The sequence below is a fragment of the Pseudomonas sp. P7548 genome, from assembly GCF_013386585.1.
In the GTDB taxonomy this organism is placed as follows: domain Bacteria; phylum Pseudomonadota; class Gammaproteobacteria; order Pseudomonadales; family Pseudomonadaceae; genus Aquipseudomonas.
On record NZ_JACARO010000013.1, the window covers coordinates 1 to 25,382 of the forward strand.

A 25,382-nucleotide genomic window follows, 5' to 3' on the forward strand; every position below is an offset into this window, starting at 1 on the left:
CTGCGAAGGCGGTGGGCCAGGTGACATCTCTATTGGCTGTGCCGCCGCTATCGCAGGCACTGCGATGTATCAGAAATAATCAGGCAACGAGGGGCAGCGCGCCCATCTTGCCCTGGCAATACACCAACGGCCCGGCGTTCTGCTGGGGCACGATCAGGTTCTTCACCGAACCCACCATGATCGCGTGGTCGCCGCCTTCATATTCGCGCCACAACTCGCATTCGATCACCGCCGTGGCGTTCGCCAGGATCGGGTTGCCCAATTCACTCAACGTCCATTCGATGCCTTGCGCCTTGTCCTTGCCCTTGCGCGCAAACGCGTAGGCTTCGTTCTGTTGCCCGCCGGACAGCACATGGATGGCAAAGCGCTTGTTCTTGATCAACACCGGATAGGAATCAGAGCTGTAGTTGGGGCAGAACAACACCAGGGCCGGGTCCATCGATAATGAGCTGAATGCACTGGCGGTCAGCCCGACGACTTGCCCGTCGTCATCCAGGGTGGTGATCACGGTGACTCCGGACGGAAACGAACCCATCACTTGTTTATAGAGGGCGGCATCGATCATGGGAACCTCGGAGGGTAGGGTGGTTTTTATGAGTTTGTATGTCTGATGGTATACCGTAATACATATGATGCAAGCGCTTTTTCAAACGCCCGACGGGTGTCGGCCATTGGTCTTATAACCAATAAATACGGGGGTTTCAGCGAGAAGTGGGCGTGGGGCCTGTGGCACAATTGCAGAGCAGATGCGTGCAAAGACTACGGATCAGTCTTGTGAAAATGTTGGAATACCATAATATGGTGTTCATCTGAGGGGCGGCCATAGAGCGCCCCCGGTTTGGCGTCAAACAACTATAAGATCAGACCAACGCGAGTTCATTTCCATGCCCCAGATGTCACGGCAAGACCCCCTGATCGAGAATCACACGGTCGATTACGTTCCCCTCGCTGAGCGCCATGGAAAGGCCCGCGACCTGTTCACCTTATGGTTCAGCACCAACATTGCCCCGCTGCCGATTGTCACCGGTGCCATGGTGGCCCAGGTGTTCCATCTCAACCTGATGTGGGGGCTGCTAGCGATTGCCCTCGGGCATATGCTCGGCGGCGTCGTGATTGCCCTCGCGTCAGCCCAGGGGCCGCGCATGGGCATCCCCCAGATGGTGCAGAGCCGGGGGCAGTTCGGGCGTTACGGCGCGCTGCTGATCGTGTTCTTCGCGGCACTGATCTACATCGGCTTCTTCATTTCCAATATCGTGCTGGCCGGCAAGTCCATCGTTGGCATCGTGCCGTCGGTGCCGGTCCCGGCGAGCATCCTGATCGGCGCCCTCAGCGCCACCGCCATCGGCGTGATCGGTTACCGCTTTATCCATTCCCTCAACCGCATTGGCACTTGGGTGATGGGCGGCGCATTGCTCGCCGGCTTCATCGCTATCTTCGCCCATGACTTGCCGGCGGATTTCGCCACCCGGGGCGGCTTCAATGCAGCCGGCTGGCTGGCCACCGTGTCGCTGGGCGTGATCTGGCAGATCAGTTTCTCGCCCTATACCAGCGACTACTCCCGCTACCTGCCGGCCGACATCGGCATCACCCGGCCGTTTATCGCGACCTACCTGGGCGCGACGCTCGGCACCTTCCTGTCCTTCGCCTTTGGCTTGGTTGCTGCGTTGGCCACGCCTGAAGGCACCGAAGCCATGGTCGCGGTCAAGCAAGCCACTGGCGTGCTCGGGCCGATCCTGATGGTGCTGTTCCTGCTCAATATCATCAGCCACAACGCGCTGAATCTGTACGGCGCAGTCTTGTCGATCATCACCTCGATCCAGACCTTCGCCAGCCACTGGACCCCCAGCATCAAGGTGCGTGTGGTGCTGTCGGGCGTGGTCCTCATGGGGTGCTGTGTGGTTGCGCTGGGCGCATCGGCGGACTTTATCTCGCAGTTCATCGGTTTGATTCTGGCGCTGTTGCTGGTGCTGGTGCCATGGGCGTCGATCAACCTGATCGACTTCTACATCATCAAGCGCGGGGCCTACGACATTGCCTCGATCTTCCGTGCCGATGGCGGGGTTTACGGACGCTTCAACCTGCACGCGATCGTGGCGTACTTCATCGGCATCATCGTGCAGCTGCCGTTTGCCAATACGTCGCTGTATGTGGGGCCGTGGGCCAATCTGGTGGAAGGCGCGGACCTGTCGTGGCTGGTGGGGTTGGTGGTGACGTGTCCGTTGTATTACTGCCTGGCAACGCGTCAACATACCCAGAAGGTCAGGGCCGCGCGGTTGGGCTACACCGACTGATTCTGTGCTGAACGTTGTCGGTCTGATTGACCGTGACTCAAAGATGGGAGCGGCGGTGCGACGATTTGACTTGCTCGCTTCCACCTGTTTAACCGAGATCGCATCTGGATCGAGGGTGTGATTGACGCACGCAATACCTGGGCGAAAAAAGGCCGCCACAACCCGACGTTGTGGCGGCCCAAGGGTGACTCAGTGAGCGCCGGCGGCCTTGTTCAGGTCGCTTTCGGCCCATTCGGTGTACACACATGCATCCGCCGTGGCCCAGCGCACCCGCACCGGGTCGCCGGCCTTGAGCGGCATGCCGGCGGCGGACAGCGCCTTGACCGTCATGGACGTGCCGCCCTGGGTTCTTACACTGCAGGTCTGGCTTTCGCCGAGGAACAACACTTCGCCGACGATGGCGGACACCTCGTTCCAGCCGGCGGCCAAGGGTTCAAGGTTAGCCTGCTCCACGCTCAGCGCCAGAGCTTTTTCCGGGCGCACCATCAGCAACACATCCTGTTCGGTACGCAGCCCGGTCGTCAGCCGTATCGACAACGCCTGGCCTTCGAACGACGCCACGGCATTGCCCTGTGCCTTGAGCTTGAGAAAGTTGGAGTTGCCCAGGAACGAGGCCACAAACGCATTCGGCGGGTTCTGATACAAATCAAAACCACTGCCCAACCCCACAATCTTGCCGTGGCTGAAAATCGCGATGCGCTGGGACAGGCGCATGGCTTCTTCCTGGTCGTGGGTCACGTAGACAATGGTGATGCCCAGGCGCCGATGCAGTTGGCGCAGTTCATCTTGCAAGTCTTCACGCAGCTTCTTGTCGAGGGCGCCGAGGGGTTCGTCCATCAGCAGGATGCGCGGCTCGTACACCAGCGCCCGGGCGATGGCCACGCGTTGCTGCTGGCCGCCGGAGAGTTGCGAAGGGCGGCGATGGGCGAACGGTTCCAGCTGCACCAGCTTGAGCATGGCGTCGACGCGCTTTTCACGCTCGGCACTGGCCAGTTTGCGGATCGCCAGGGGGAAGGCGATGTTGTCGCGCACCGATAAATGCGGGAACAGCGAGTAGCGCTGGAACACCATGCCAATGTCGCGTTTGTGCGGCGGTACGTTGACCAGGGATTGACCCTTTACCAGGATCTCACCGCTGCTCGGTGTTTCAAAGCCGGCCAGCATCGACAGGGTGGTGCTTTTGCCCGAGCCGCTGGAGCCGAGGAAGGTAAGGAATTCACCGTCCCTGATGTCCAGCGAGATGTTGTCCACGGCGGCAAATTCGCCGTAGTGCTTGTTCAGGTTGCGCAGGCTGACCAGGGGTTGGCCAGGGTTCTGTGCGGGGTCTTTGATCACTGCACTCATGTCTTGATCCTCGGCGCTCATGCGCGGGTTTCGGAGCGTCGGCGAGCGACGGCGGCAATCACCATGACCAGTACCGACAGGCCGATCAGCAGCGTCGAAGCCACTGCGATCACTGGCGTCAGGTCCTGGCGCAGGGTGGTCCACATTTTCACGGGAAGGGTTTGCAGGGTAGGGCTGGCCATCATCACGCTGAGCACCACCTCATCCCACGAGACGAGGAAGGCAAACAGCGCACCGGCCACCATGCCGGGGCGGATCGCCGGAAACGTCACCTTGAACACGGCCTGCAGGCGCGATGCGCCGCAGATCACCGCGGCATCCTCAATCGACTGGTCGAACAGCTTCAGCGAATTGATGATGGAGATGATGGTGAATGGCAGCGCGACAATCACATGGCTGACCACAAAGGCGAACATCGTGCCGGTGTAGCCGAGCTTGAGGAACAGTGCGTACACCGCCACCGCGATGATCACCAGCGGCACGATCATCGGCAGGGTGAACAAGCCGTAAAGCAGTTCGCGGCCGGGGAAGCGCCCGCGCACCAGGGCGAATGCCGTTGGCAAGCCCAGCGCCACGGCGAACACGGTGGTCAGCACCGCCACCTTGAGGCTGGCCATGGCCGCGTTCATCCAGTCGGCATTGGAGAAGAACTGGCCGTACCATTTCAGGGTCCAGCCCGGCGGCGGGAACACCAGCCATTGGGAGGAACCGAATGACAGCAGCACGATGAACACGATCGGCAACAGCAGGAACAGGCCAATGATGCCGGTGGTGGTGTAGAGGCCCAAGCGCATCCTGCGACTCATGGCATTGGGGGTCAGGAGCATGACGACTTACCTCGTGTTGCTGGCGCCAACCGGGGATTCCGGCTGGAGCTTCAGGTAGAAGTAGAACAACACCAGCGTGATAAAGATCAGCAACGCGGCACCGGCACTGGCCAGGCCCCAATTGAGGAACGATTGCACCTGCTGGATGATGAACTCAGGCAGCATCATGTTCTGCGCTCCGCCCAGCAGCGCCGGGGTGACGTAGTAACCGAGGGACATCACAAACACCATCAAGCCACCGGAGAACAACCCCGGCCGGCACAGCGGCAGGAACACCCGGAAGAAGTTGGTCCATGGGCTTGCGCCGCAAATGGAGCCGGCCTGCAGGATCATCGGGTCGATGGCCTGCATGGTCGCCTGCAAGGGCAGCACGATAAACGGGATCATGATGTAGCTCATGCCGATCACCACGCCGGTGAGGTTGTGGACCATCTCCAGCGGCTGATCGATGATGCCCATGGCCATCAGCGCCTTGTTGATCACCCCCGACGCTTGCAGCAGCACGAGCCAGGAGTAGGTGCGGGCCAGCAGGCTGGTCCACATCGACAACAGCACAATATTCAACACCCAGCGGCCCCAGCCCCGTGGCACCAGGGTGATCGCCCAGGCCAGTGGAAAGCCGAGCAACAGGCTGAACAGGGTCACCAGCCCCGCCACCGAAAAGGTGTTGAGCAGCACCCGCGCGTACGCCGAGTTGGCGAACAGCTCCGCGTAGTTGCCCAGCCCCGGCACCGGCTCCAGCACGCCGCGCAACAGCAGGCCGATCAGGGGGGCCAGGAAGAACAACCCCAGAAACAGCAGGGCAGGGATCAGGTTGCTCGACCCCTTCCAGCGCTGAGCCAGGGACGGCGATGCACCGCCGCCTGAAACCGCGCCGCGGGCACCGAGGGTACTGCCGCTCGGTGTGGTTGCCGCCATTTTCATTTGACTAGCCATTCATTCCACCGTGTCGCAATGGCCGGACCGTTCTTGGCCCAGTAGGCGAAATCGAGGGTGATCTGGTCCTTGGCGTACGCCGTCGGCAGGTTCGGTGCCAGGACTGAATCCAGGCGCTGCACGCTGTCGATGTTCACCGGTGCATAAGCGGTCAGGTTGGAGAAGTCGGCCTGGCCCTTGGCGCTACTGGCGTTGGCCAGGAACTTCATCGCTGCGGCTTTGTTCTTGCTGCCTTTGGGCACGACGAGGATGTCGGCCATCACCAGGTTCTGTTTCCAGCTCACGCCTACCGGTGCGCCGTCTTCCTGCAGGGCGTGGATTCGGCCGTTCCAGAACTGGCCCATGCTGACTTCGCCGGAGGCCAGCAGTTGCTGTGACTGCGCACCGCCGCCCCACCAGACGATGTCTTTCTTGATGGTGTCGAGCTTCTTGAAGGCGCGGTCCAGGTCCAGGGGGTAGAGCTTGTCGGCGGGGACGCCGTCGGCCAGCAGCGCCAGTTCGAGCACGCCAGGGCTTGGCCATTTGTAGAGGGCGCGTTTACCGGGGTAGGTCTTGGTGTCGAAGAGCGCAGTCCAGTCTTGTGGCTTGCCGGCGCCGAGCTTGCCTTCGTTATAGCCGAGCACGAAGGAGAAAAAGAACGAGCCGACGCCATGGTCGGAGACAAACCGTGGGTCGATCTTGTCACGCTGGATCACCGAGAAATCGAGGGGCTCAAGCAGGCCTTCGGCAGCGGCGCGCAGGGCGAAGTCGGCTTCTACATCGACCACATCCCACTGCACGTTGCCGCTTTCGACCATGGCCTTGAGTTTGCCGTAGTCGGTGGGGCCGTCCTGCACCACCGTGATACCGCTGGCCTTGCTGAAGGGGTCGGCCCATGCCTGCTTCTGCGCTTCCTGGGTGCTGCCGCCCCAGCTGACAAAGTTCACGCTTTCGGCTGCCAAGGCCGCCTGGGTGGCGGTTGCCAGCAAGCCTGCGAACAGGATTGCGCCGAGCTGTTTGTTCAACACCATTTTTACGCCCTCATTGTTGTGTTTATGAGCGGGGCTTTTGAGTGCCCGCCTATCGGGAGCAGTCGGTGTGGATGACGTTTCGAGCGTCATCCAACCTATGGAATATCATATTATGGTATTCCAACATTTGCGCAAGCATTTTGCCATGCCGGCCATCTGGCCAGGTTCATTCAGTGAACGGGATGCTCTCCACCACTTCCAGGTCGTAGCCGGTCAAACCGGCATATTTGAGGGGAGGGCCGAGGTGACGCAGTTGACCGACTCCGAGGTCTTGCAGGATTTGCGCACCGGTGCCCACTTCCGAATAAATCCGCGACTGTGAACGGCTGAACTGGCGGGGTGTCTGGGTCAACTGCGGAACCCGCTCCAGCAGGGCTTGGGAGGATTCGTGGTTGGCGAGGACCATCACCACACCGCTGCCTTCTGCTGCGACGCGTTGCAGCGCGGCCCACAGCGTCCAGTTCGACGGGCCGCTGTATTCGGCGCCCACCAGGTCGCGCAGCGGGTCGATCACATGCACGCGGACCAACGCAGGCACATCACGGCGCAATTGGCCCATGACCATGGCCATGTGCACGCCGCCGTCAATGCGGTCTTCAAAGGTGATCAGGCGGAAGGTGCCATGCACCGTCGGCAGGTCGCGCTCGCCGATTCGCACCACGGTGCGCTCGGTGCTGAGGCGATAGTGGATCAGGTCGGCGATGGTGCCGATCTTGATCCCGTGCTTGCGCGCGAACACCTCCAGGTCGGGGCGGCGGGCCATGGTGCCGTCGTCGTTCATCACCTCGACGATCACCGAGGCCGGTGTGTGCCCGGCGAGTCGTGCCAGGTCGCAACCTGCCTCCGTATGGCCGGCGCGGGTGAGCACGCCGCCGTCCTTGGCCCGCAGCGGGAAGATATGCCCCGGTTGCACGATATCGGCTGGCCCCGCATCAAGTGCGACAGCCGCCGCGACGGTGCGCGCGCGGTCGGCGGCGCTGATGCCGGTCGTCACGCCGGTGGCGGCTTCAATGGAGACGGTAAACGCCGTGCTGAATACGCTGCCGTTGCTCGGCACCATCTGCTCGAGGCCCAGGCGCTGGCAATGTTCATCGGTGAGGGTCAGGCAGATCAAACCACGGGCTTCGCGGGCCATGAAACTGATAGTCTCGGCGGTGCAGCACGCAGCAGGCAGCAACAGGTCGCCTTCGTTTTCGCGGTCTTCATCGTCCACCAGCAATACCATCTTGCCCTGACGGTAGTCCTCGATGATGTCTGCGATGCTGTTGAAGCTCATAGTAGGGTGCTCGATTTGTTGGTTGTATGTATTATGGTATACCACAAAATTTGAATAAGAGGATGTCCCGATGAAGGCTTACTGGATTGCCCATGTGGATGTGGCGGATGCCGAGCAGTACACGCAGTACGCCAGCCGTGGCCCGGCGGCGTTTGCAAAGTATGGCGGGCGGTTCCTGGCCAGGGGTGGGCGCAGCATTGCGCTGGAAGGCGGGCCGGCAAGGGCGCGCAACGTGGTGATTGAGTTTGATAGCTACGACCAGGCGGTGGCCTGCTATGAGTCCAAGGAGTACCAGGACGCCAAGGCTCATCGGGAGGGCGTGGCGCAGGCGCAGATCATTATTGTGGAAGGGTTGGAACCGTAGATTTATCGGGTATCAATTGATCTAAATGTGGGAGCGGGCTTGCTCGCGAATGCAGTGCATCAGCCGACGAATCAGTTGACTGACATGCCGCATTCGCGAGCAAGCCCGCTCCCACATTTGGACCCGATTTTGCCTGGAGATCAGCGGATGAAATGGATTTTGCCGCTGTCGTCATTGCCGATGTAGATGCCATACACCCCGGCCTGGCGCTCCTCGATATACCGCTCCAGGATCTGCCGGATCGCCGGGTAATAGATGCTTTCCCAGGGAATGTCCTCGGGGGCGAAGAACTTGTAGTCGAGGGTTTCCGGCCCGAATTGCCCGGTGATCTCCAGCGCAATGGCGCGGAAGATGATGTACACCTCGCTGATCGTCGGCACGCTGAAGATGGAGTAGGGCGAAACGATTTCCGCCCGCACACCGCTTTCTTCCCATACCTCGCGCAATGCGGCCTGTTCGGTGGTCTCGCCGCCTTCCATGAAGCCTGCGGGCAGTGTCCACGTGCCTGGGCGGGGTGGAATCGCCCGCTGGCACAACAGGTACTTGCCGTCCTGCTCGATGATGCAGCCGGCAATGATCTTGGGATTGATGTAGTGGATATAGCCGCAGCCCCGGCACATCAGGCGCTCATGGGTATCGCCCGGTGGCAGCTGGTGACCTAAGTCACTGCCGCCGCATTCCGGGCAAAAGCTGGGGCTGAACACGGTCAGTGACCTATGCGCGGTTCTTTGAGGGCGATGGGCAGGGTGATCTCGGGGACTTTGCCGGTCTCGTCCTGTTTGCGCTTGAGGTACTCCAGGGCTACGGCAGCGGCGGCGCGCACGTGATCGACGCAGGCCTGGTGGGCGGCCAGCGGGTCGCGGCTCTTGATCGCCTCGACCATGCGTTCCATTTCCTGGTTGCTGGCGTCGCGGCGGTTTTCCTGGGATACCGACGTGGCGCGCAGGTAGCTGATGCGCGCCTGCAGCTGGCGCAGCTGGGTGGCCGCGACGTGATTGCCGGAGCCTTCCAGCAAGACGTCGTAGAAGCCTTGAACCGAGTCGATCACCTGTTGCAATTCCCCGTCCTTGAGGGCTTTGCGGTTCTCTTCAAGGGCTTTTTCCAGGGCCTTGATGTCCTTGGCCTTGGCGCGCAGGGTGAACAACTGCACGATCAAGCCTTCGAGTACGCAACGCAGCTCGTAGATGTCGACAGCGTCGGCCAGGGTGATGATTGCCACTTGCGGGCCCTTGGCATCGGCAAACTCCACCAGGCCTTCGGACTCCAGGTGACGCAAGGCTTCACGCACCGAGGTACGGCTGACGCCGAGACGGTCGCACAGGTCGCGTTCCACCAGGCGGTCGCCGGGCAGCAGTTGGAAGTTCATGATCGCGCTGCGCAGTTTTTCCAGCACGATTTCCCGCAGGGTTACCGGGTTGTGATTGACCTTGAAGCTGTCGTCGAGTGGCAGGCGTTTCATGGGGTCTGCTCTGTATGTAACGGTTAACTGGGGGCCGGTCGAGGGCCTAAATTGCCGGCGAGTTTATCACGCGATGTCCTTTAAGCGACAAACCCTCACCACCCCCGGCAGGCCTCAGGCCAGGGCTGGCAAAGGGCCCAGCTTGCCTTTGTGGTAGACCATCGGCGTGACCGGCTGCGCAGGCAGGATCAGGTTCTTCACTGCACCGACGATGATCGCGTGGTCGCCGCCGTCGTATTCACGCCACAGCTCGCACTCGATGATCGCCGTTGCCTTGGCCAGCAGCGGGTTGCCCAATTCGCTCAGGTGCCACTCGATCCCCTTGGCTTTTTCCTTGCCCTTGCCGGCAAACGCATAGGCCTCGGCGGTCTGGTCGGCGGACAGCAGGTGGATCGCAAAGCGCTTGCTGTCGCGCAGCACCGGGTAGGTATCGGAAGCATAGTTGGGGCAGAACAGCACCAGTGCCGGGTCAATCGACAACGCACTGAAGGCGCTGGCGGTGATGCCGACGATGCCGCCGTCCGGGTCGAGGGTGGTCACTACTGTGACACCGGACGGGAACGAGCTCATCACGTCTTTGTAAATGCCGGGTTCGATCATGGCAGGGGACTCCTAGCGCATCACAAAAGGATCAGGCATGGGCGCCTGGGACAGGTTGATCCACACCGTTTTCAGCTCGGTGTAGGCCAGCACCGAATCGATGCCGCTTTCGCGTCCATAGCCACTGTTCTTGAAGCCACCGATGGGCGCCATGGCCGATACGGCGCGGTAGGTGTTAACCCAGATGATGCCTGAGCGCACGTCCCGGGCCAGGCGATGGGCGCGGCCCAGGTCGCGGGTCCAGATGCCAGCGGCGAGGCCGAACTGCGAGTCGTTGGCGATGGCCAGGGCTTCGGCTTCGTCGGTGAAGCGGATCACCGAGGCCACCGGGCCGAACACTTCTTCCTGCATGATCTTCATCGAGTTGCGGTCGCACTCGAACAGCGTCGGCTCATAGAACCAGCCTTCACCCAGGTTCTGCGGGCGCTTGCCGCCGGTACGCAGGCGCGCACCTTCGGCGATCGCATCGGCCACCAGGCCTTCGACCACGGCCAGTTGCTGCGCGGTGGCCATGGGGCCCATTTCACTGGCGTCGTCTTGCGGGTTGCCGATGCGAATGCGTTGGGCACGCGCCACCAGGCGCTCGACGAATTCGTCGTAGATTTCATCCTGCACCAGCAGGCGTGAGCCGGACACGCAGCTCTGCCCGGACGCGGCATAGATACCGGCAATCGCGCCGTTGATGGCGCTGTCCAGGTCGGCATCGGCAAAGATGATGTTCGGTGACTTGCCGCCCAGTTCCAGGGACAGCTTGGCGAAGTTCTCCGCGCTGCTGCGCACCACATGGCGAGCGGTGGCCGCGCCGCCGGTGAAGGCGATCTTGCGCACCAGCGGGTGGCGGGTGAGGGCGGCGCCCGTGCTCGGGCCGTAGCCGGTGACCACGTTGACCACACCTGGGGGAATGCCGGCTTGCAGCGCCAGGCGGGCCAGTTCGAGGATGGTCGCCGAGGCGTGCTCGGACGGCTTGATCACAATGGTATTGCCCGCTGCCAAGGCTGGCGCGAGTTTGATCGCAGTCAGGTACAGCGGACTGTTCCACGGAATGATCGCAGCGACCACGCCCATGGCTTCGTGCACGGTGTAGGCAAACAGGTCCGGCTTGTCCAGCGGCAGGGTGCCGCCTTCAAGCTTGTCGGCCAGGCCTGCGGTGTAGTGGAAAAACTCCGGCAGGTAGCTGACCTGGCCGCGGGTTTCGCGGATCAGTTTGCCGTTGTCGCGGCTTTCCAGCTGGGCCAGTTGCTCCTTGTTCTCGGCGATCAAGTCACCCAGGCGGCGCAGCAGTTTGCCCCGCGCGGTGGCGGTGAGGCCGCGCCAGGCCGGACTGTCGAACGCCGCTTGGGCAGACTGTACGGCGCGCTCCACATCGGCCTCATCGGCGTCGGGCAGTTGCGCCCAAGGTTCGGCCAGCGCCGGGTTGAGGCTGTCGAAGGTCTTGCCGGACAAGGCATCGACCCATTCACCGCCGATGCACATCTGGAAGCGTTCAAGCGTCATGCAACGATCCCCTTTATTGGAGTGTTTTGGGCGTACACCGTGTCAAGAAAGCCCAGCAGCAGCTGATTGACCAGGCGCGGCGATTCTACCGGCATCATATGCCGTTGCTCGGCCAGCACCGCAACGGTGGCACCGGGAATGCGATCAGCCAGCTGGCGCGCCATTTCCGGGGTTGAGCCCGGGTCGAGTTCGCCCGTGGCGACCAGAGTTGGCGCGCGCAGGGTCTTGAGGTCGTCGGCGCGGTACATGTCTTGGGTCGCAAACAGTTCATAAGTCGTGAGGTAGCCTTGGGGATCATTACCCGCCAGGGTTTCGCGCAGTGCTGCGATCTGCGCCGGGTTGGCCGCCTGGTATTCGCGGCTGAACCAGCGCGACAGCGCCGCTTCGGCGTTGGCGTCCGGCCCGTGTTCGGCGGCCTGGGCGGTGCGGGCGATCACGCCGGCCCGCTGCTCGGGGCTGCGATTGAACACACTGTTAAGCACCACCAGGCCTTTGAGGCGTTCGGGGTACTGCAGGGCAAACGCCCGGGCGACCAGGCCGCCCATCGAAAAGCCGATCACCGTGGCCTGGGGCAGTTGCAGGTGGTCGAGCAGTTCCAGCAGTTGATCGGCATAGCCCAAGAGCGGCGTGCCGGCGGCCGGGCGCGGGCTGGCGCCATGGCCGAGCATGTCGTAGGTGATCACGCGGTAGTGCGTGGCCAGGCCAACGACTTGCCCGCCCCACATTTCTTTATTCAGGCCCACGCCGTGGATCAAAACCACAGGCTGGCCTTGGCCGGTCGCCAGATAACTGGTGCCAGCCGGGGTGCGTTCAGCGGTGAGCCGAATCATGGAGCGCTCCTGCATACCTTTTCTTGTTGGGTTATCGACTGGGCCTCACTGGGCCTTTTCGGCGGCCAGTTCTTCCAGGTCGATGTAGCGGTTGCCGATGCGCGGATGCAGGCGGCCACCGTCGGCGCAACCCAGTACCACGACGATTTCGTCGGCACGCGGAGCGTCTTCGATCTGCATTTCCAGGGTGATGTAGTGCGAGCGCAGGCCTTCGTCGTCCTTGTGCATCATCGGGATCTGGATCGACGTGCCCGGGCCACCGCGCTTGTTGGTGAAGCTCAGGTAGCTCTTGGCCTTGACCGCTTCGCGGTAGTGATTGCCAAAGCGCAGGGTGTGGATGATCGCCGAGGCGTGCTCGATCTCGCCGTCGGCGCCGACCACTGCCGCTTTGCCGTAGGCCTCGATCTTCTCGGCACCGCCGATGATGCCCACCAGGCGTTCGACCATCAGTGCGCCGAGGTCGGAGCAGTTGGCGCGGATTTCCGGTTTCAGATCTTCGACGAAACCGCGGCCCAGCCACGGGTTCTTCAGCACCACGGCCAGGCCGACCATGGTCACCGGCGTATCCGAGGCTTTGCCGCCTTCGATAAAGGTCTGGTCTACGTAGCTGACGATTTTGCGGATTTCAAAACTCATGGGGTGCTCCGTCTAAGGTGAGGTATGCGTATGATGGTATACCATAATACGAGAATCACAATAGACAAGAGCGAATTAGCATGACCGGCGGGGTCATGCGCTTGCGGCGGGTGTTGACGGGGGCCTGGGATCAGCCGTCGCGTTGTTCCAGAAACGCCGCCACACACGCCATGCACGCCTCGCGCTCTTCCACGTGGGGCATATGGCTGGACTGTTCGAAAATCTGCCAGCGCACATCGGCGATGCCGTCGGCAAACGGCTGCACGGTCGCCGGGGTGGCTTCGTCGTAGCGCCCGGAAATCAGCAGCGTCGGCACCTGGATGCGCGACAGCCGATCGATGATGCTCCAGTGGCGCATGCTGCCGATCACGTGGAATTCAGTCGGGCCATTCATGGCGTGGTACACGGTGGGGTCGTCGTCGATGGCCGCGTAGGTGCGCGCCACATCCTCGGGCACCGGGTCGAGGCGGCACACATGGCGTGCGTAGAACACGTCCGAGGCGGCGCGGTATTCAGCGCTGTCGGTGGTGCCGGCGTTTTCATGCTGCAGCAGAGTGGCCTGCACCTCCGCCGGCAGTGCCTGGCGCAGCTCGTGGGCGGCTTCGCACCACAGGTCCATGGACGCCGGCGAGTTGGCGATGATCAAGGCTTTAAGGCCGGCCGGTTGGCGCACTGCGTGTTCGGCCCCGAGCATGCCGCCCCAGGACTGGCCCAGCAGGGCGTAGTCGCGGATGCCCAGGTGGGCGACCAGGTTGTTCAGTTCGGCGAGAAACAGCTCCACGGTCCAGAAATCGCTGGCGGCGTCACGCAGGTGGGTGGAGCGACCGTTACCAAGCTGGTCATAGTGCACGACGGCGCGGCCGGTGCTGGCCAGGTCTTTGAAGCTGTCGACGTAATCATGGGTGCAGCCGGGGCCGCCGTGGGCGACGATCAAGGGCACTCGCCCTGAATTCAAGTCGCCGGTGACCCGGAACCACGTCCGATGGCCACGGAAATCGGCATAACCTTCGCGAACCTGCATGTTGTGTACCTCCTTGGGGATCAATGAGGTACAGGCTAGTCAAAAGCGCGCGGCAAGGGCACTGGCAAAAATGCTAGGTTCTCAGACTTCCACCAACCGGTAATGCAGGCCGCGCACCACGGCTTCGACGCGATTGCGTGCGCCCAGTTTGCGCGCCGCGCCGATCAAGTGCAGGTTGACCGTGGCTTCGGAACGGTGGAGCGTGGCGGCAATGCCCTTGGCCGTGAGCCCCTTGGCCGAATGCTGCAGGCACTCGCGCTCGCGGCGGGTGAGGTGGATGTGGCTGCAGCAGCGCTCGGCCGGCGCCAGCAGCTCGCTGGCCCGGGCCTGGAAGGCGTGGGCCAGTACCAGCATCTCGCCAAGGTTGTGCTGGGCTTGTCGCTCGGCATCGGCGGGCGTGCCGTCGACAATCGCGGTGAGGGTGGCGAAGCCGCCGTCGGGCAGGTGCAGCGGCACGGTCAGCCCGGTGCTCAGGCCGTAGTCGCGAATGTAGTGGGCCACCGGGCGGTGGGCATCGGTGAGGGTGCCGCTCCAGGGCGCGTCGGTGCTGAAGGACCAGGCAAACGGCGTGGTGCGGCGGGCGGCGCATTGCTGCACGGGATCGATCTGGTAGTAACCGCGCTCGCACCACAGCGCGTGCATGTCGCTCGGCGCATCCAGGGTCTTGAACACCGACGGTGTGATCAGCGCGCCCTCATGGCTGACGGGTACGGGCGCGTAGTCGTAGATCAGCGTCTTGAAACCCAGTTGCTGGGTGGCGGCCTGAACCTCGGCCAGGCACGCGTCCAGCGTCGTGGTGTGGGCGAGGTGTTCGCTGAATCTCATCAGGTCGGTGTGCATGGCGCCTCCGGGCGTTGGGCTGCGCAGGTTTGCAAGCAAACACTCTGCCAAGGCCAAAACCTAGTAGTTTTCAGGATAGAGCGCGGGCTTGCGTCGCCCTAGAGTGTGCTTTGTGTTCAACCCTTGCGGAGCGCCATCATGATCGACCCTTCCACCCCCGGTGACAGCGCGGACCTCGCGCGTTTCGGATATACCCAACAACTCAAGCGCCAGCTGAGCCTCGGCGACCTGCTGATCTACGGCATGGTGTTCATGGTGCCGCTGGCGCCATTCTCGATCTTTGGCGGGGTGTTCGACGCCAGCCACGGCATGGTCCCGCTGACCTACCTGATCGGCTTTGTCGCGATGCTGTTCACCGCCATCAGCTACCAGCAGATGTCCCATGCGTTCCCGGTGGCAGGCTCGGTGTATGCCTATGTGGGGCGCGGGCTGAGCAGCCAGTTGGGGTTCCTGGCGGGCTGGGCGATCCTGCTCGATTACCTGTTGGTGCCGACCTTGCTGTATGTGATCGGCGCCAATGCCATGGCCAACGTGATCCCCTCGGTGCCCCAGCCGTTGTGGATCGTGTTTTTCGTGGTACTCAATACGCTGGTCAACCTGCGCGGTATCCAGACCACGGCCCGTGCCAACCGCTTGTTCCTCTATGGGCAACTGGTGGTGCTGGTGGTGTTTGTGGTGCTGGCGAGTATCGCGATCAGCAACGGTGTGAATGGCGCCAGCTGGACGATGAAGCCGTTGTACAACCCGGCCGAGTTTTCCTTGCCGCTGATCTTCAGTGCGCTGTCGGTGGCGGTGCTGTCGTTCCTGGGCTTTGATGCGATTTCCACCTTGTCGGAAGAAACCCGTGGCGGCAGCCGCGCCGTCGGGCGTGCAACCCTGTGGGCGCTGGCCTTGGTAGCGGCGCTGTTCATGGTGCAGACCTGGCTGGCGGCGCTGTTGCAGCCCAACCTGGTGCAGTACCCGGATGCCGATGCGTCGAACAACGCGTTCTACGAAATCGGCCGCCTGGTGGCCGGGCCCTGGTTGCAGGTGGTGATCGCCCTGGCCGTGGCCATCGGCGCGGCCATTGCCAACTCGTTGGTGGCCCAGGCGGCGACTTCACGGCTGTTGTTCGCCATGGCCCGCGACCGCCAGTTGCCGCAGTTTCTGAGCCAGGTGCACCCGGTCACCGGCGTGCCGCAACGCGCCACGTTGTTGGTGGCGGGCTTGAGCCTGGTGCTGGGGCTGTTCTTTGTGGGGCAGATCAACCTGCTGGCGTCCATGTGCAACTTTGGTGCGCTGACCGCGTTCCTGCTGCTTCATGTGGCCGTGGCCTGGCACTACCGTGGCGCCGGTCGCCGGGTGGTGCATGGGCTGGTGCCGCTGATCGGCTTTGTGATCATCAGCTACGTGCTGGTCAATTCCGATATCTACGCCAAGGTTGGCGGGACGTGCTGGATCGCGCTGGGCATTGCCGTGCTGGCTTTCTTCAAGGCCACTGGCCGTTCCACCGAGCTGCAAGTGGGTTGAAATCATGAGCCTTTGCCGGCGGTGGCGTCCGCAAGGTCGCCACCGCCCGCCAGGTCAGAACTTGAAGCGGCCCACCAACCCCTTGAGCTGACCGGAAATATCCGTCAACCGCCCGGAACCGGTCTGCGCCGAATGGGCAAAGCCTTCGACCAACTGCGCATCGGCGTGAATCTGCGCAATGTGCCGGTTGATCTCCTCGGCCACCTGGTGCTGCTCTTCGGCGGCGGTGGCGATCTGGGTGTTCTGGTCGCGGATCGAGTCCACCGACCCGCGGATCTTGTCGAAACTGTCGCGGGCCTGTTGGATGCGTTCCACGCTGGTGTGGGACACCAACAGGCTGCCCTGCATCTGCTGGGTGACTTCCTGGGTGCGGCGGGCGAGGTTACCCAGCAGGCTGTCGATCTCGCCGGTGGAGTCGGCGGTGCGGCGGGCGAGGGCACGGACTTCGTCAGCCACCACCGCAAAACCACGGCCCTGGTCACCAGCGCGGGCTGCCTCGATGGCCGCGTTGAGCGCCAGCAGGTTGGTCTGTTCGGCAATCGAGCGGATGGTGTCGAGGATGGTGTTGATGTTTTTGCTGTCCTGCTCCAGCTGCTGCATGGTCTGGGTCGAGCGCTGCAGGTCTTCACTCAGCTTGAGCACGCTGCCGGTGGCCTCGCCGATGTGTTGCTGGCCATCGTGCACGTCGCGGTAGCCTTCGTCGGCACTCGACGCGGCAGCGCTGCAGGAGCGGGCCACTTCGTTGGCGGTGGCGACCATTTCATTGAACGCGGTGCTCACCAGTTCCACGGCTTCACGCTGGCGCCCGGCCGCCTGGTTCATGTTGTTCGCCACTTCGCGGGTGTCGGCGGCGGCGGTCTGCAGGTCGGAGGACGCGTTGCCGATGCGCTGCACCAGCTGGGCGATCATGCTCAGGAACTGGTTGAACCAGCCGGCCAGGCTGGCGGTTTCGTCCTTGCCCTCGACCTTGAGCTGGCGCGTCAGGTCACCTTCACCTTCGGCAATCTCCTGCAGGCCGTCGGCAACCCCACGGATCGGGCGCACGATCACCCGGGCAAAACTGGCGCCGACAATCGCAAAGATCACCGCCAGCACCGCCGCGATGGCGGCGATCAACCAGGTGAGGCTCGCCGCCTGGGCCATGACTTCATCGCGCTTGATCAGGCCGATAAAGCGCCAGCCCAAGTCTTTGGAGCTGACCACGTTGGCCATGTAGGTCACGCCATTGATGTCGATCTGGGTCACACCGTCGCCACGTTTGGCCAGCTCGGCATAATTGGCGCCGAGGTCTGTCAGGGGCTTGAAGTTGTGCTTGGCATCGCTGGGGTCGACCAGCACGTTGCCGTTGGCTTCGACCAGCATCAGGTAGCCGCTGTCGCCGAGCTTGATGTTGCGCACCAGCTCAGTCAGTTGCTTGAGCGACACGTCCAGACCGACCACGCCAAGGATATTACCGCTGGCATCGGCCACGGTGTGCACGGTGCCGATCAGCGTCACGTCGTCCGGCGCCCAATAATAGGCGCCGGTGCGCACGGTCTTGCCCGGCGCGGCGATAGCCGCCTGGTACCAGGGGCGTACGCGCGGGTCGTAGTTGTTCAGTTTGGTGTCGTCGGGCCAACTGGCGTAGCCGCCGTCCTTCAAGCCCAGGGACAGGTAGGCAGTGCTGGGGTGGCTCTTGGCGAACTGGTCGAAAATCTCCAGCAGCGCCTTGTTGGTCGGGGTGAGGGGGATTTGCGCGGCGTCGGCGCCGGCGTAGCTCTTGAGGTCCTTGGCCGCGACAACGCGCGGGTCCTTGGCCACGTAGTCGACGTTCTGGCTGATGCCGTCGAAGAACTGCTTCATGCCATTGTCGATCTGGCGGATCTCGCGGCCGCTGCTGTCGAGGAAATTGGCCAGGGCCCCCTCGCGCAGGTTCAGCACAACCAACACAGCGACCAAAATAACCGGGACGCACGCGATGGCGGCAAACGCCCAGGTCAGCTTTTGCTTGATATTCATGACTTCACCCGCGGGTATTTATAATTTTGGCAAGGAGAAAACAGTAGCGTCGAGCGTCGCATGTGTTGTTTTGAGGGGATAGGGCCCATGCGTACTCCCTGTATATCGACTGCGGGAGTACGCACTTTAGGCCGCAAGGCGGGTTTAAACGATACGCTCGCCGCCCAGCGCATCACGCTGCATCGACTGCAGGTTTTTCTCGATGGTTTCGCAGATGGTTTCCATCTGGATCTGGTGTTCGCTGGAATGAAACGGGCTTTGCAGGTCGGTGCCGATGCGCTCGATGGCCAGCAACATGAAGCCCACCACCGTGGAGGCCAGCGGGGTGAACCAGCCCAGGGATTCCACCAGGCCTACCGGCACGATCAGGCAGAACAACGAAATGAACAGGCGCGGAAAGTACACGTAGGGGTAGGGCAGCGGCGTGTTGGCGATGCGCTCCATGCCGCCCTGGGCGTTGGACAAGTCCACCAGTGTCGACTCCAGCCGTGCCAGGCGGATGCTGTCCAAGTGGCCGGCCTTGTATTCCTTGGCGAGCAACGCAGCAGAGCCGGTGAGGATGTCGTTGGCAAAGTTGTTGGTCGCGCCGCTGCGGGCGAACTCCTCTGGCGGAATAAACGCACGCACTTCGTCGGGGCACGGCTGGCCCTTGAGGTGGGCGGCCAGGCAGTTCACATAGGCTACATGGCGGCGCAGCAGGCTGGCCTTGACCGGGTTGGCCTCGCTGCCGGGGTCGTCCAGCAGGGTCAGCACCTGGCGTGCGAAGCTGCGCGAGTTGTTGACCATCGCCCCCCACAGCGTGCGTGCCTCCCACCAACGGTTGTAGGCGCTGCTGTTGCGAAAACTGATCAGCACCACCAGCGCCGAGCCCAGCAGGGTCAACGGCATCAACGGCAAGTTGATCTTGGCATTGAGGAACAGCATGAAATCCACCGTCACGGCGATGTCCCACAACAACAGCCAGAACAGGGCCCAGCCCACGTAGCCCATGGTCTTGATGATCAGGCGGTACTTCTTGAGGATGGCGGCTTTCAAACGGGAACCTCGCGGCGGTTGGCAACAGTGCCTTAGCTCGGACGCAGGTTTGGGGGTAAAGGTTCGTTTGTAAGGCTGCCCGCGGAAGCAGGCTGCCGCAGGCCGGGTTACTTCTTGTCGAGCAAACGAATGAGGGTGTCCACGGGTGTGGCGAACGGAATGTCAGTGCCGGTCGCCGGCTGGGTGGCCCTGAAGATACTTTCGAGGATGATTTTGCGGTCTGCGTCAGCGGTCAGCTTTTCATCCAGCATCAGGGACAGGTAGGTCTCGATGAAGATCACTCGTTCATTGGCGTCCAGCGCGCAATGGGAATGGGTGTTGTATTGGCGTAACGCCAGGCGGATCAAAACGCTGCACAGGGCCAGCAACAAAGCCGCACCCACCAAGTTGGTGAGGGTCTTGGCCAGTTCCAGGCCACCGGCACTTGCGGTGTCGACGATGATGGTCTTGCCGGTGGGTTCCGTTTTGGCAGCGTCGGCCAGCGCCTTGTCGACGGCGGCTGTGGTCGGCGTTGCGGGTTGTGCTGGGGCGTTTGCCACGTTGTGCGGGCCAGTGTCCCGAGCCATGTTGGCGATGCCGCCCATGGCGTAGTAGCCAAAGACGATAGCCACGGTCAGCACCATTGAGCCGATGACCATCTTGAGGCTGGAGGCCTTGCTTTGCTTATGGTCGGCGGCTCGTTTTCTCCAGTACTCCACCGATTTGGACAGGTCGACTTGGCTGGTGTACAGCTCTTTGGCATTGGCCAGGTGTTGCTCGGCGGTTTTAATTGAGCTGGAAGCGTCGGCCTTGAGGGTTTTCAGCGTGGTATTGAATTTTCTTAGACGGTTGACCATCAGCTTTCTGGCTTTTATAGCCTTGGTTTTCTGGGTGTCGTCCAGCATGTGGGTGCGGGCTTTTGTCTCTTTGCTGAGTGCGTCCAGTTCTTCTATCTGTCTTGTGATGGTGTGGGCGTGAATGGAGAGGTCCAAGAGTCTTTCGCTGGCTGTTTTGTTGTCCGAGTCTTCGGTAAACGCTTGAATGCCGGCCGCATGCCCGGCGATTTGCTGGGCCATGGATTTTTCGTAGGCGAAGTTCTCGTCCTGCAAAAGATCATGAATCATCGGTGCTTTACCGATGAGCTGGCGAGGTGTGGGGGTCAGAAAGATAAGAGCGAAGACCGCGATGATATCGCCGAACTTCTCCCGTGTGTTCTTGATCAACTGACCGGTACGGGTCTCTTCATCGAGATAGATCAGTGGGAGTGTCTCTGTCCCGTCAGGGGCCACGCTTTGAGGATTCTGGCGGTAGTAGTCAACGACTTGATCGTGAATAAGCGTGTCGAATAATTCTGGATTGTAGCGGGACAGATCTGGACAGTGTTTGACCCATTGGAACCTGCGGTTTAGCGGTTCGAGTTGGGCTGCGATGCGTTTGGCTGATTCGGGGTACTTGAGGTAGAAGGAAAGATCCATCTGTGTTCTGCGCCATTCCGTTGGTGATTGGATGATGGCATTTTAGCACTGGTCGCTTCTCCAGGTCTCATCGCAATTGGCTATCCCAGCACGCCATAAGCCTCATACAAAGCCCGATAAGCACTCACCAACTGCTCCAGATTGAACGCCAGTTCATGTCGAGTCTACTTGCAAGTGGGCCAGCAGCCATGCGGTGAAACTGCGTGCGAGCGGGTCGTTCTCGCTGTCACGGTGGGTCAACAAGGCCCAGTTAGGCCCGCGAATCGTCGCGTCGACCACGGGCACCAGCAACTCATCGGCTTGCGCTTGGCGGCTGAGCAAATGGCTGACGAGGCCCATTCCCAGCCCAGCGTTTCAGTGACGAATGAGTCGTCTGAGCCACCGCTATCGCCGGCAAGCCGGCTCCTACAGGAGTCGCCCGCAGCCTAAAGCGGCGTCAGCACATTCATCACCGTATCCAGCGCCACCCGCGTGTCATCCAACTGCACCAGCGAGGCATGCCGAGCGCCCAAGGCATCACGGTTCTGGATCGCGGTGAGGATCGCCTTGTGCCGAGGCAGGCTCAGGCCCTGGATGTCGGGGCGGCGGTTGGTGATGTTGATCGACTCGCGCAACGGCAGCGACAGCATGTTGCACATATAGGCCAACAGGTCGTTGCGGGTGGCGTCGGCGATGGCGCGGTGGAAGTCCAGGTCGGCCTGCAACAGGTCCTCGTGGGTCTTGGCGGTTTCCATGCCCAGGTAGGCTTTTTCGATGGTGGCGATGTCTTCATCGGTGGCGGTGGTCGCGGCCATGGCGGCGATCTCCGGTTCGAGGATGCGGCGTACACCGGCCAGGGTATTGAAGAACTCGCTGTGGGGCGTGGACTGCATCAACCAGGACAACACGTCCGGATCGAGCAGGTGCCATTTCAACCGTGGTCGCACCACCGCGCCCACCCGTGGCTTGGAATACACCAGGCCCTTGGCACTGAGCACCCGCGTGGCTTCACGCAACACCGAGCGGCTGACCTTGTACTCTTCGCAGAGCGTGGCCTCCATGGGCAGTCTTTCTTCCGGCTTGAAGCGACCGGAAACGATGTGCATGCCCAAGTCCTGAACGATCTGGGCATGCTGGCTCTTGCGCGGCTTGGACGGCTGGTGATCCATGACTACAGGGAGGCTCTGGCTTGAATTCGCCGCATCATAGCATCCCAATTAGTGGGAATGCCTTGGGACTTCCGCCCCGCGGCACCCCACCAGAAAGTCAAAGTCGCAGCCTTGGTCGGCCTGCAGCACATGGTCGATGTACAGCTGGCGATAGCCACCAACGATGAGTTTCTGCGGCGGCGCCAGGTCGGCCATGCGCGCCGCCAGCTCTGCGTCGGGGATGTCCAGGTGCAGGCGGCCGTTGGCGCAGTCCAGTTCGATCCAGTCACCTTCCTTGACCGTGGCCAGCGGCCCTCCGGCAGCGGCTTCCGGCGCCACGTGCAACACCACCGTGCCATACGCCGTGCCGCTCATGCGCGCGTCGGAGATGCGCACCATGTCGGTCACGCCCTGAGCCAGCAGTTTGGCCGGCAAGCCCATGTTGCCGACTTCGGCCATGCCCGGGTAACCCTTGGGCCCGCAGTTCTTCATGACCAGGATCGAGTTGGCGTCCACGTCCAGCTCCGGATCGTTGATGCGCGCCTTGTACATGTCGAAGTTCTCGAACACCACCGCACGGCCACGGTGCTGCATCAGTTCCGGGCTTGCCGCCGAAGGCTTGAGCACGGCGCCCAGTGGCGCGAGGTTGCCGCGCAACACACAGATGCCGCCATCCGCGCGGATCGGGTTGTCGAGGGTACGGATCACTTCATCCTGGCCATAAATCGGCGAATCCTGGGTGTTCTCACCCAGGGATTTGCCGTTGACGGTCAAGGCATTCGGATGGGGGATCAGGTTGGCTTCACCGAGACGCCGCAATACCGCTGGCAGGCCACCGGCGTAATAGAACTCTTCCATCAAGAAGCGCCCCGACGGCTGCAGGTCGACGATGGTCGGCATGCCACGGCCCATGCGCGTCCAGTCATCCAGGTCCAGTTCCACACCGATACGCCCGGCAATGGCTTTCAAGTGGATGACCGCGTTGGTCGAACCGCCGATGGCCGCATTCACGCGGATCGCGTTTTCAAACGCCTCCTTGGTGAGGATCTTCGACAGCTTCAAGTCTTCACGCACCATTTCCACTGCACGCATGCCCGACATATGCGCCAGCACATAACGCCGTGCATCCACCGCCGGAATCGCCGCGTTGTGGGGCAGGGACGTGCCCAGTGCTTCGGCCATGCAGGCCATGGTCGACGCGGTGCCCATGGTGTTGCAGGTACCCGCCGAACGTGACATGCCACCCTCGGCGGCGAGGAAGTCGTCCAAGGTGATGGTACCGGCCTTGACCTGTTCACTCAGTTGCCACACCACCGTGCCCGAGCCGATGTCCTGGCCTTTGTGCTTGCCGTTGAGCATCGGCCCACCGGTGACCACGATGGCCGGCACGTCGCAGCTGGCCGCGCCCATCAACAAGGCCGGGGTGGTCTTGTCGCAGCCGGTCAGCAGCACCACACCATCAATCGGGTTGCCGCGAATCGCTTCTTCCACGTCCATGCTCGCCAGGTTGCGCGTGAGCATGGCGGTGGGGCGCAGGTTGGATTCGCCATTGGAGAACACCGGGAATTCCACGGGGAAGCCACCGGCTTCGATCACGCCGCGTTTGACGTGGTCGGCGATCTGGCGGAAATGCGCGTTGCACGGCGTCAGTTCCGACCAGGTGTTGCAGATGCCGATGATCGGCTTGCCGTGGAACTGGTGGTCGGCAATGCCCTGGTTCTTCATCCAGCTGCGGTACATGAAGCCGTTCTTGTCGGCGGTACCAAACCACTGGGCGGAGCGTAGGCCAGGCTTTTTATCGGGCATGATCGATTCTCTTATTGTATGACTATATGTTCTATCTGCGTCTAAACATAAGCGCAAAATCGAAGCTTTGGAAGTGTTGTTTTGCAAATAGTCATACTATATAGTCCGTCTCAACTGAGGCATTGCCCTGGCGATTTTTCGCGAGAGGCGTGTCCCGAGCTTCTATAAAAACAACAATCGGAGATCGACCCCATGAGCCAGGAACTGCGGCTTATTCGGCGCATCACGCTGAAACTGATTCCCTTCCTGATCCTGCTGTACCTGATCGCCTACGTGGACCGCTCTGCCGTGGGCTTTGCCAAGTTGCACATGGGCGCCGACGTCGGCATCGGTGATGCGGCGTACGGCTTGGGTGCCGGGTTGTTCTTCATTGGCTACTTCCTGTTCGAGATCCCTAGCAACCTGATGCTCGACCGCTTCGGCGCCCGCCGCTGGTTTGCACGCATCATGATTACCTGGGGCGCGATCACCATCGGCATGGCGTTCGTGCAGGGGCCGCACAGCTTCTACGTGATGCGCTTTTTGCTCGGCGCGGCGGAGGCGGGGTTCTTTCCGGGGGTTCTCTACTACATCACCCAATGGTTTCCGGTGCGCCATCGCGGCAAGATCCTGGGGTTGTTCATCCTGTCCCAGCCGATTGCGATGATGATCACCGGGCCGGTCTCCGGTGGCTTGTTGGGCATGGACGGCATGCTTGGCCTGCACGGTTGGCAGTGGTTGTTTATCGTAATCGGCACCCCGGCGATCCTGCTGACCTGGCCGGTACTGCGCTACCTGCCGGACGGCCCCAGGCAGGTCAACTGGATGAGCGAGGACGAAAAAGCCTGGCTCACCGGTGAGCTGGCCAAAGACCTGCAAGCCTATGGCCAGACCCGCCACGGCAACCCGCTGCATGCCCTCAAAGACAAGCGTGTTCTGCTGCTGGCGCTGTTCTACTTGCCGGTGACCCTGAGCATCTACGGCCTCGGCCTGTGGTTGCCGACGCTGATCAAGCAGTTCGGCGGCACTGATCTGGTCACCGGTTTTATCTCTGCCGTGCCTTATCTCTTCGGGATTATCGGCCTGCTGATCATCCCGCGCAGTTCCGACCGTTTGAATGACCGCTACGGCCACCTCGCCGTGCTCTATGTGCTGGGCGCCATCGGCCTGTTCTGCAGTGCCTGGCTCAATGTGCCGGTGCTGCAAATGGCCGCGTTGTGCCTGGCGGCGTTCGCGCTGTTTTCCTGCACGGCGGTGTTCTGGACCTTGCCGGGGCGGTTTTTTGCCGGTGCCAGTGCGGCGGCGGGCATTGCCTTGATCAACTCGGTGGGCAACCTCGGCGGCTATATCGGCCCGTTCGTGATCGGTGCGCTCAAGGAATACACCGGCAACCTGGCGTCGGGTTTGTACTTCTTGTCTGCGGTGATGGTGTTCGGCTTGTTGCTGACCGGCGTGGTGTACCGCCTGCTGGAACGCAAGCACGTGCTGCCCGTGGACCAATTCGCCGCCAGCGCCCGTGGCGCCACACGTACTTAATCCAGGAGAA

The 25,382-nt window shown here is 62.0% G+C and carries 22 protein-coding genes and 3 pseudogenes; 4 read left to right on the forward strand and 21 right to left on the reverse strand.

Annotation, left to right across the window (positions count from 1 at the left end; genetic code table 11):
• Positions 1–79: 79 nt before the first annotated feature.
• Complete coding sequence (locus HX803_RS06205) at positions 80–565, reverse strand: flavin reductase family protein (RefSeq protein ID WP_178919632.1); 486 nt, start codon at positions 563–565, stop codon at positions 80–82.
• Between the two features lie 319 nt (positions 566–884).
• Here HX803_RS06205 and HX803_RS06210 point away from each other — a divergent pair, with 319 nt between their 5' ends.
• Positions 885–2,291, forward strand: a complete 1,407-nt coding sequence (locus tag HX803_RS06210; protein WP_178919633.1) for a cytosine permease — start codon at positions 885–887, stop codon at positions 2,289–2,291.
• Between the two features lie 189 nt (positions 2,292–2,480).
• Here HX803_RS06210 and HX803_RS06215 read toward each other — a convergent pair whose 3' ends face one another.
• From HX803_RS06215 to ribBA, 5 genes are all read right to left on the reverse strand, one after another.
• Complete coding sequence (locus tag HX803_RS06215; protein WP_178919634.1) at positions 2,481–3,635, reverse strand: ABC transporter ATP-binding protein; 1,155 nt, start codon at positions 3,633–3,635, stop codon at positions 2,481–2,483.
• Positions 3,636–3,652: 17 nt separating this feature from the next.
• On the reverse strand, positions 3,653–4,462 hold the full coding sequence (locus tag HX803_RS06220; protein ID WP_178919635.1) for an ABC transporter permease: 810 nt from the start codon (positions 4,460–4,462) through the stop codon (positions 3,653–3,655).
• A 6-nt stretch (positions 4,463–4,468) separates the two neighbouring features.
• Entirely contained in the window at positions 4,469–5,386 is a 918-nt protein-coding gene (locus tag HX803_RS06225) for an ABC transporter permease (RefSeq protein ID WP_178919782.1), read from the reverse strand.
• On the reverse strand, positions 5,383–6,408 hold the full coding sequence (locus HX803_RS06230; protein WP_178919636.1) for an ABC transporter substrate-binding protein: 1,026 nt from the start codon (positions 6,406–6,408) through the stop codon (positions 5,383–5,385). The genes HX803_RS06225 and HX803_RS06230 overlap by 4 nt, the downstream gene beginning before the upstream one ends.
• A gap of 166 nt (positions 6,409–6,574) precedes the next feature.
• On the reverse strand, positions 6,575–7,684 hold the full coding sequence (gene ribBA / locus HX803_RS06235; protein ID WP_178919637.1) for a bifunctional 3,4-dihydroxy-2-butanone-4-phosphate synthase/GTP cyclohydrolase II: 1,110 nt from the start codon (positions 7,682–7,684) through the stop codon (positions 6,575–6,577).
• A gap of 70 nt (positions 7,685–7,754) precedes the next feature.
• Here ribBA and HX803_RS06240 point away from each other — a divergent pair, with 70 nt between their 5' ends.
• A complete protein-coding gene (locus HX803_RS06240; RefSeq protein ID WP_178919638.1) occupies positions 7,755–8,048 on the forward strand; it encodes a DUF1330 domain-containing protein in 294 nt (97 codons plus the stop codon).
• Positions 8,049–8,188: 140 nt separating this feature from the next.
• On the opposite strand, the gene HX803_RS06245 is transcribed toward HX803_RS06240, so the two are convergent.
• From HX803_RS06245 to HX803_RS06280, 8 genes are all read right to left on the reverse strand, one after another.
• Positions 8,189–8,752 (reverse strand): NUDIX domain-containing protein, encoded by a 564-nt coding sequence (locus HX803_RS06245; protein ID WP_178919639.1) that lies wholly within the window; start codon positions 8,750–8,752, stop codon positions 8,189–8,191.
• Positions 8,753–8,754: 2 nt separating this feature from the next.
• The gene (locus tag HX803_RS06250) at positions 8,755–9,507 is read right to left on the reverse strand and encodes a GntR family transcriptional regulator (RefSeq protein WP_178919640.1); all 753 of its coding nucleotides are present in this window, start codon (positions 9,505–9,507) and stop codon (positions 8,755–8,757) included.
• A gap of 114 nt (positions 9,508–9,621) precedes the next feature.
• Entirely contained in the window at positions 9,622–10,107 is a 486-nt protein-coding gene (locus HX803_RS06255) for a flavin reductase family protein (protein ID WP_178919641.1), read from the reverse strand.
• Between the two features lie 12 nt (positions 10,108–10,119).
• On the reverse strand, positions 10,120–11,601 hold the full coding sequence (locus tag HX803_RS06260) for an aldehyde dehydrogenase (RefSeq protein WP_178919642.1): 1,482 nt from the start codon (positions 11,599–11,601) through the stop codon (positions 10,120–10,122).
• Positions 11,598–12,431: an alpha/beta fold hydrolase gene (locus HX803_RS06265; protein WP_178919643.1), complete on the reverse strand. Its 834-nt coding sequence runs from the start codon at positions 12,429–12,431 to the stop codon at positions 11,598–11,600. The genes HX803_RS06260 and HX803_RS06265 overlap by 4 nt, the downstream gene beginning before the upstream one ends.
• A gap of 45 nt (positions 12,432–12,476) precedes the next feature.
• Complete coding sequence (locus HX803_RS06270; RefSeq protein WP_178919644.1) at positions 12,477–13,067, reverse strand: amino acid synthesis family protein; 591 nt, start codon at positions 13,065–13,067, stop codon at positions 12,477–12,479.
• A gap of 130 nt (positions 13,068–13,197) precedes the next feature.
• A complete protein-coding gene (locus tag HX803_RS06275) occupies positions 13,198–14,088 on the reverse strand; it encodes a proline iminopeptidase-family hydrolase (RefSeq protein WP_178919645.1) in 891 nt (296 codons plus the stop codon).
• A gap of 81 nt (positions 14,089–14,169) precedes the next feature.
• Positions 14,170–14,928: an autoinducer binding domain-containing protein gene (locus HX803_RS06280; protein ID WP_178919646.1), complete on the reverse strand. Its 759-nt coding sequence runs from the start codon at positions 14,926–14,928 to the stop codon at positions 14,170–14,172.
• Positions 14,929–15,066: 138 nt separating this feature from the next.
• On the opposite strand from HX803_RS06280, the gene HX803_RS06285 reads away from it, so the two are divergent.
• The gene (locus HX803_RS06285; protein ID WP_178919647.1) at positions 15,067–16,437 is read left to right on the forward strand and encodes an APC family permease; all 1,371 of its coding nucleotides are present in this window, start codon (positions 15,067–15,069) and stop codon (positions 16,435–16,437) included.
• A gap of 54 nt (positions 16,438–16,491) precedes the next feature.
• Here HX803_RS06285 and HX803_RS33090 read toward each other — a convergent pair.
• The 7 genes and pseudogenes from HX803_RS33090 to HX803_RS06315 all read right to left on the reverse strand — a co-directional run.
• A pseudogene (locus tag HX803_RS33090) lies at positions 16,492–17,034 on the reverse strand (methyl-accepting chemotaxis protein); the annotation flags it as partial.
• 321 nt (positions 17,035–17,355) lie between these two features.
• A pseudogene (locus tag HX803_RS33095) lies at positions 17,356–18,435 on the reverse strand (cache domain-containing protein); the annotation flags it as partial.
• 144 nt (positions 18,436–18,579) lie between these two features.
• A complete protein-coding gene (locus tag HX803_RS06295; protein WP_178919649.1) occupies positions 18,580–19,470 on the reverse strand; it encodes a bestrophin family protein in 891 nt (296 codons plus the stop codon).
• A gap of 107 nt (positions 19,471–19,577) precedes the next feature.
• The gene (locus HX803_RS06300) at positions 19,578–20,924 is read right to left on the reverse strand and encodes a hypothetical protein (RefSeq protein WP_178919650.1); all 1,347 of its coding nucleotides are present in this window, start codon (positions 20,922–20,924) and stop codon (positions 19,578–19,580) included.
• 153 nt (positions 20,925–21,077) lie between these two features.
• Positions 21,078–21,275, reverse strand: a pseudogene (locus tag HX803_RS06305) (LysR family transcriptional regulator); the annotation flags it as partial.
• 74 nt (positions 21,276–21,349) lie between these two features.
• The gene (locus HX803_RS06310; protein ID WP_178919651.1) at positions 21,350–22,072 is read right to left on the reverse strand and encodes a FadR/GntR family transcriptional regulator; all 723 of its coding nucleotides are present in this window, start codon (positions 22,070–22,072) and stop codon (positions 21,350–21,352) included.
• A 48-nt stretch (positions 22,073–22,120) separates the two neighbouring features.
• The gene (locus HX803_RS06315) at positions 22,121–23,857 is read right to left on the reverse strand and encodes an IlvD/Edd family dehydratase (RefSeq protein ID WP_178919652.1); all 1,737 of its coding nucleotides are present in this window, start codon (positions 23,855–23,857) and stop codon (positions 22,121–22,123) included.
• A 192-nt stretch (positions 23,858–24,049) separates the two neighbouring features.
• Here HX803_RS06315 and HX803_RS06320 point away from each other — a divergent pair, with 192 nt between their 5' ends.
• The gene (locus HX803_RS06320; protein WP_178919653.1) at positions 24,050–25,372 is read left to right on the forward strand and encodes an MFS transporter; all 1,323 of its coding nucleotides are present in this window, start codon (positions 24,050–24,052) and stop codon (positions 25,370–25,372) included.
• Positions 25,373–25,382 lie beyond the last annotated feature (10 nt).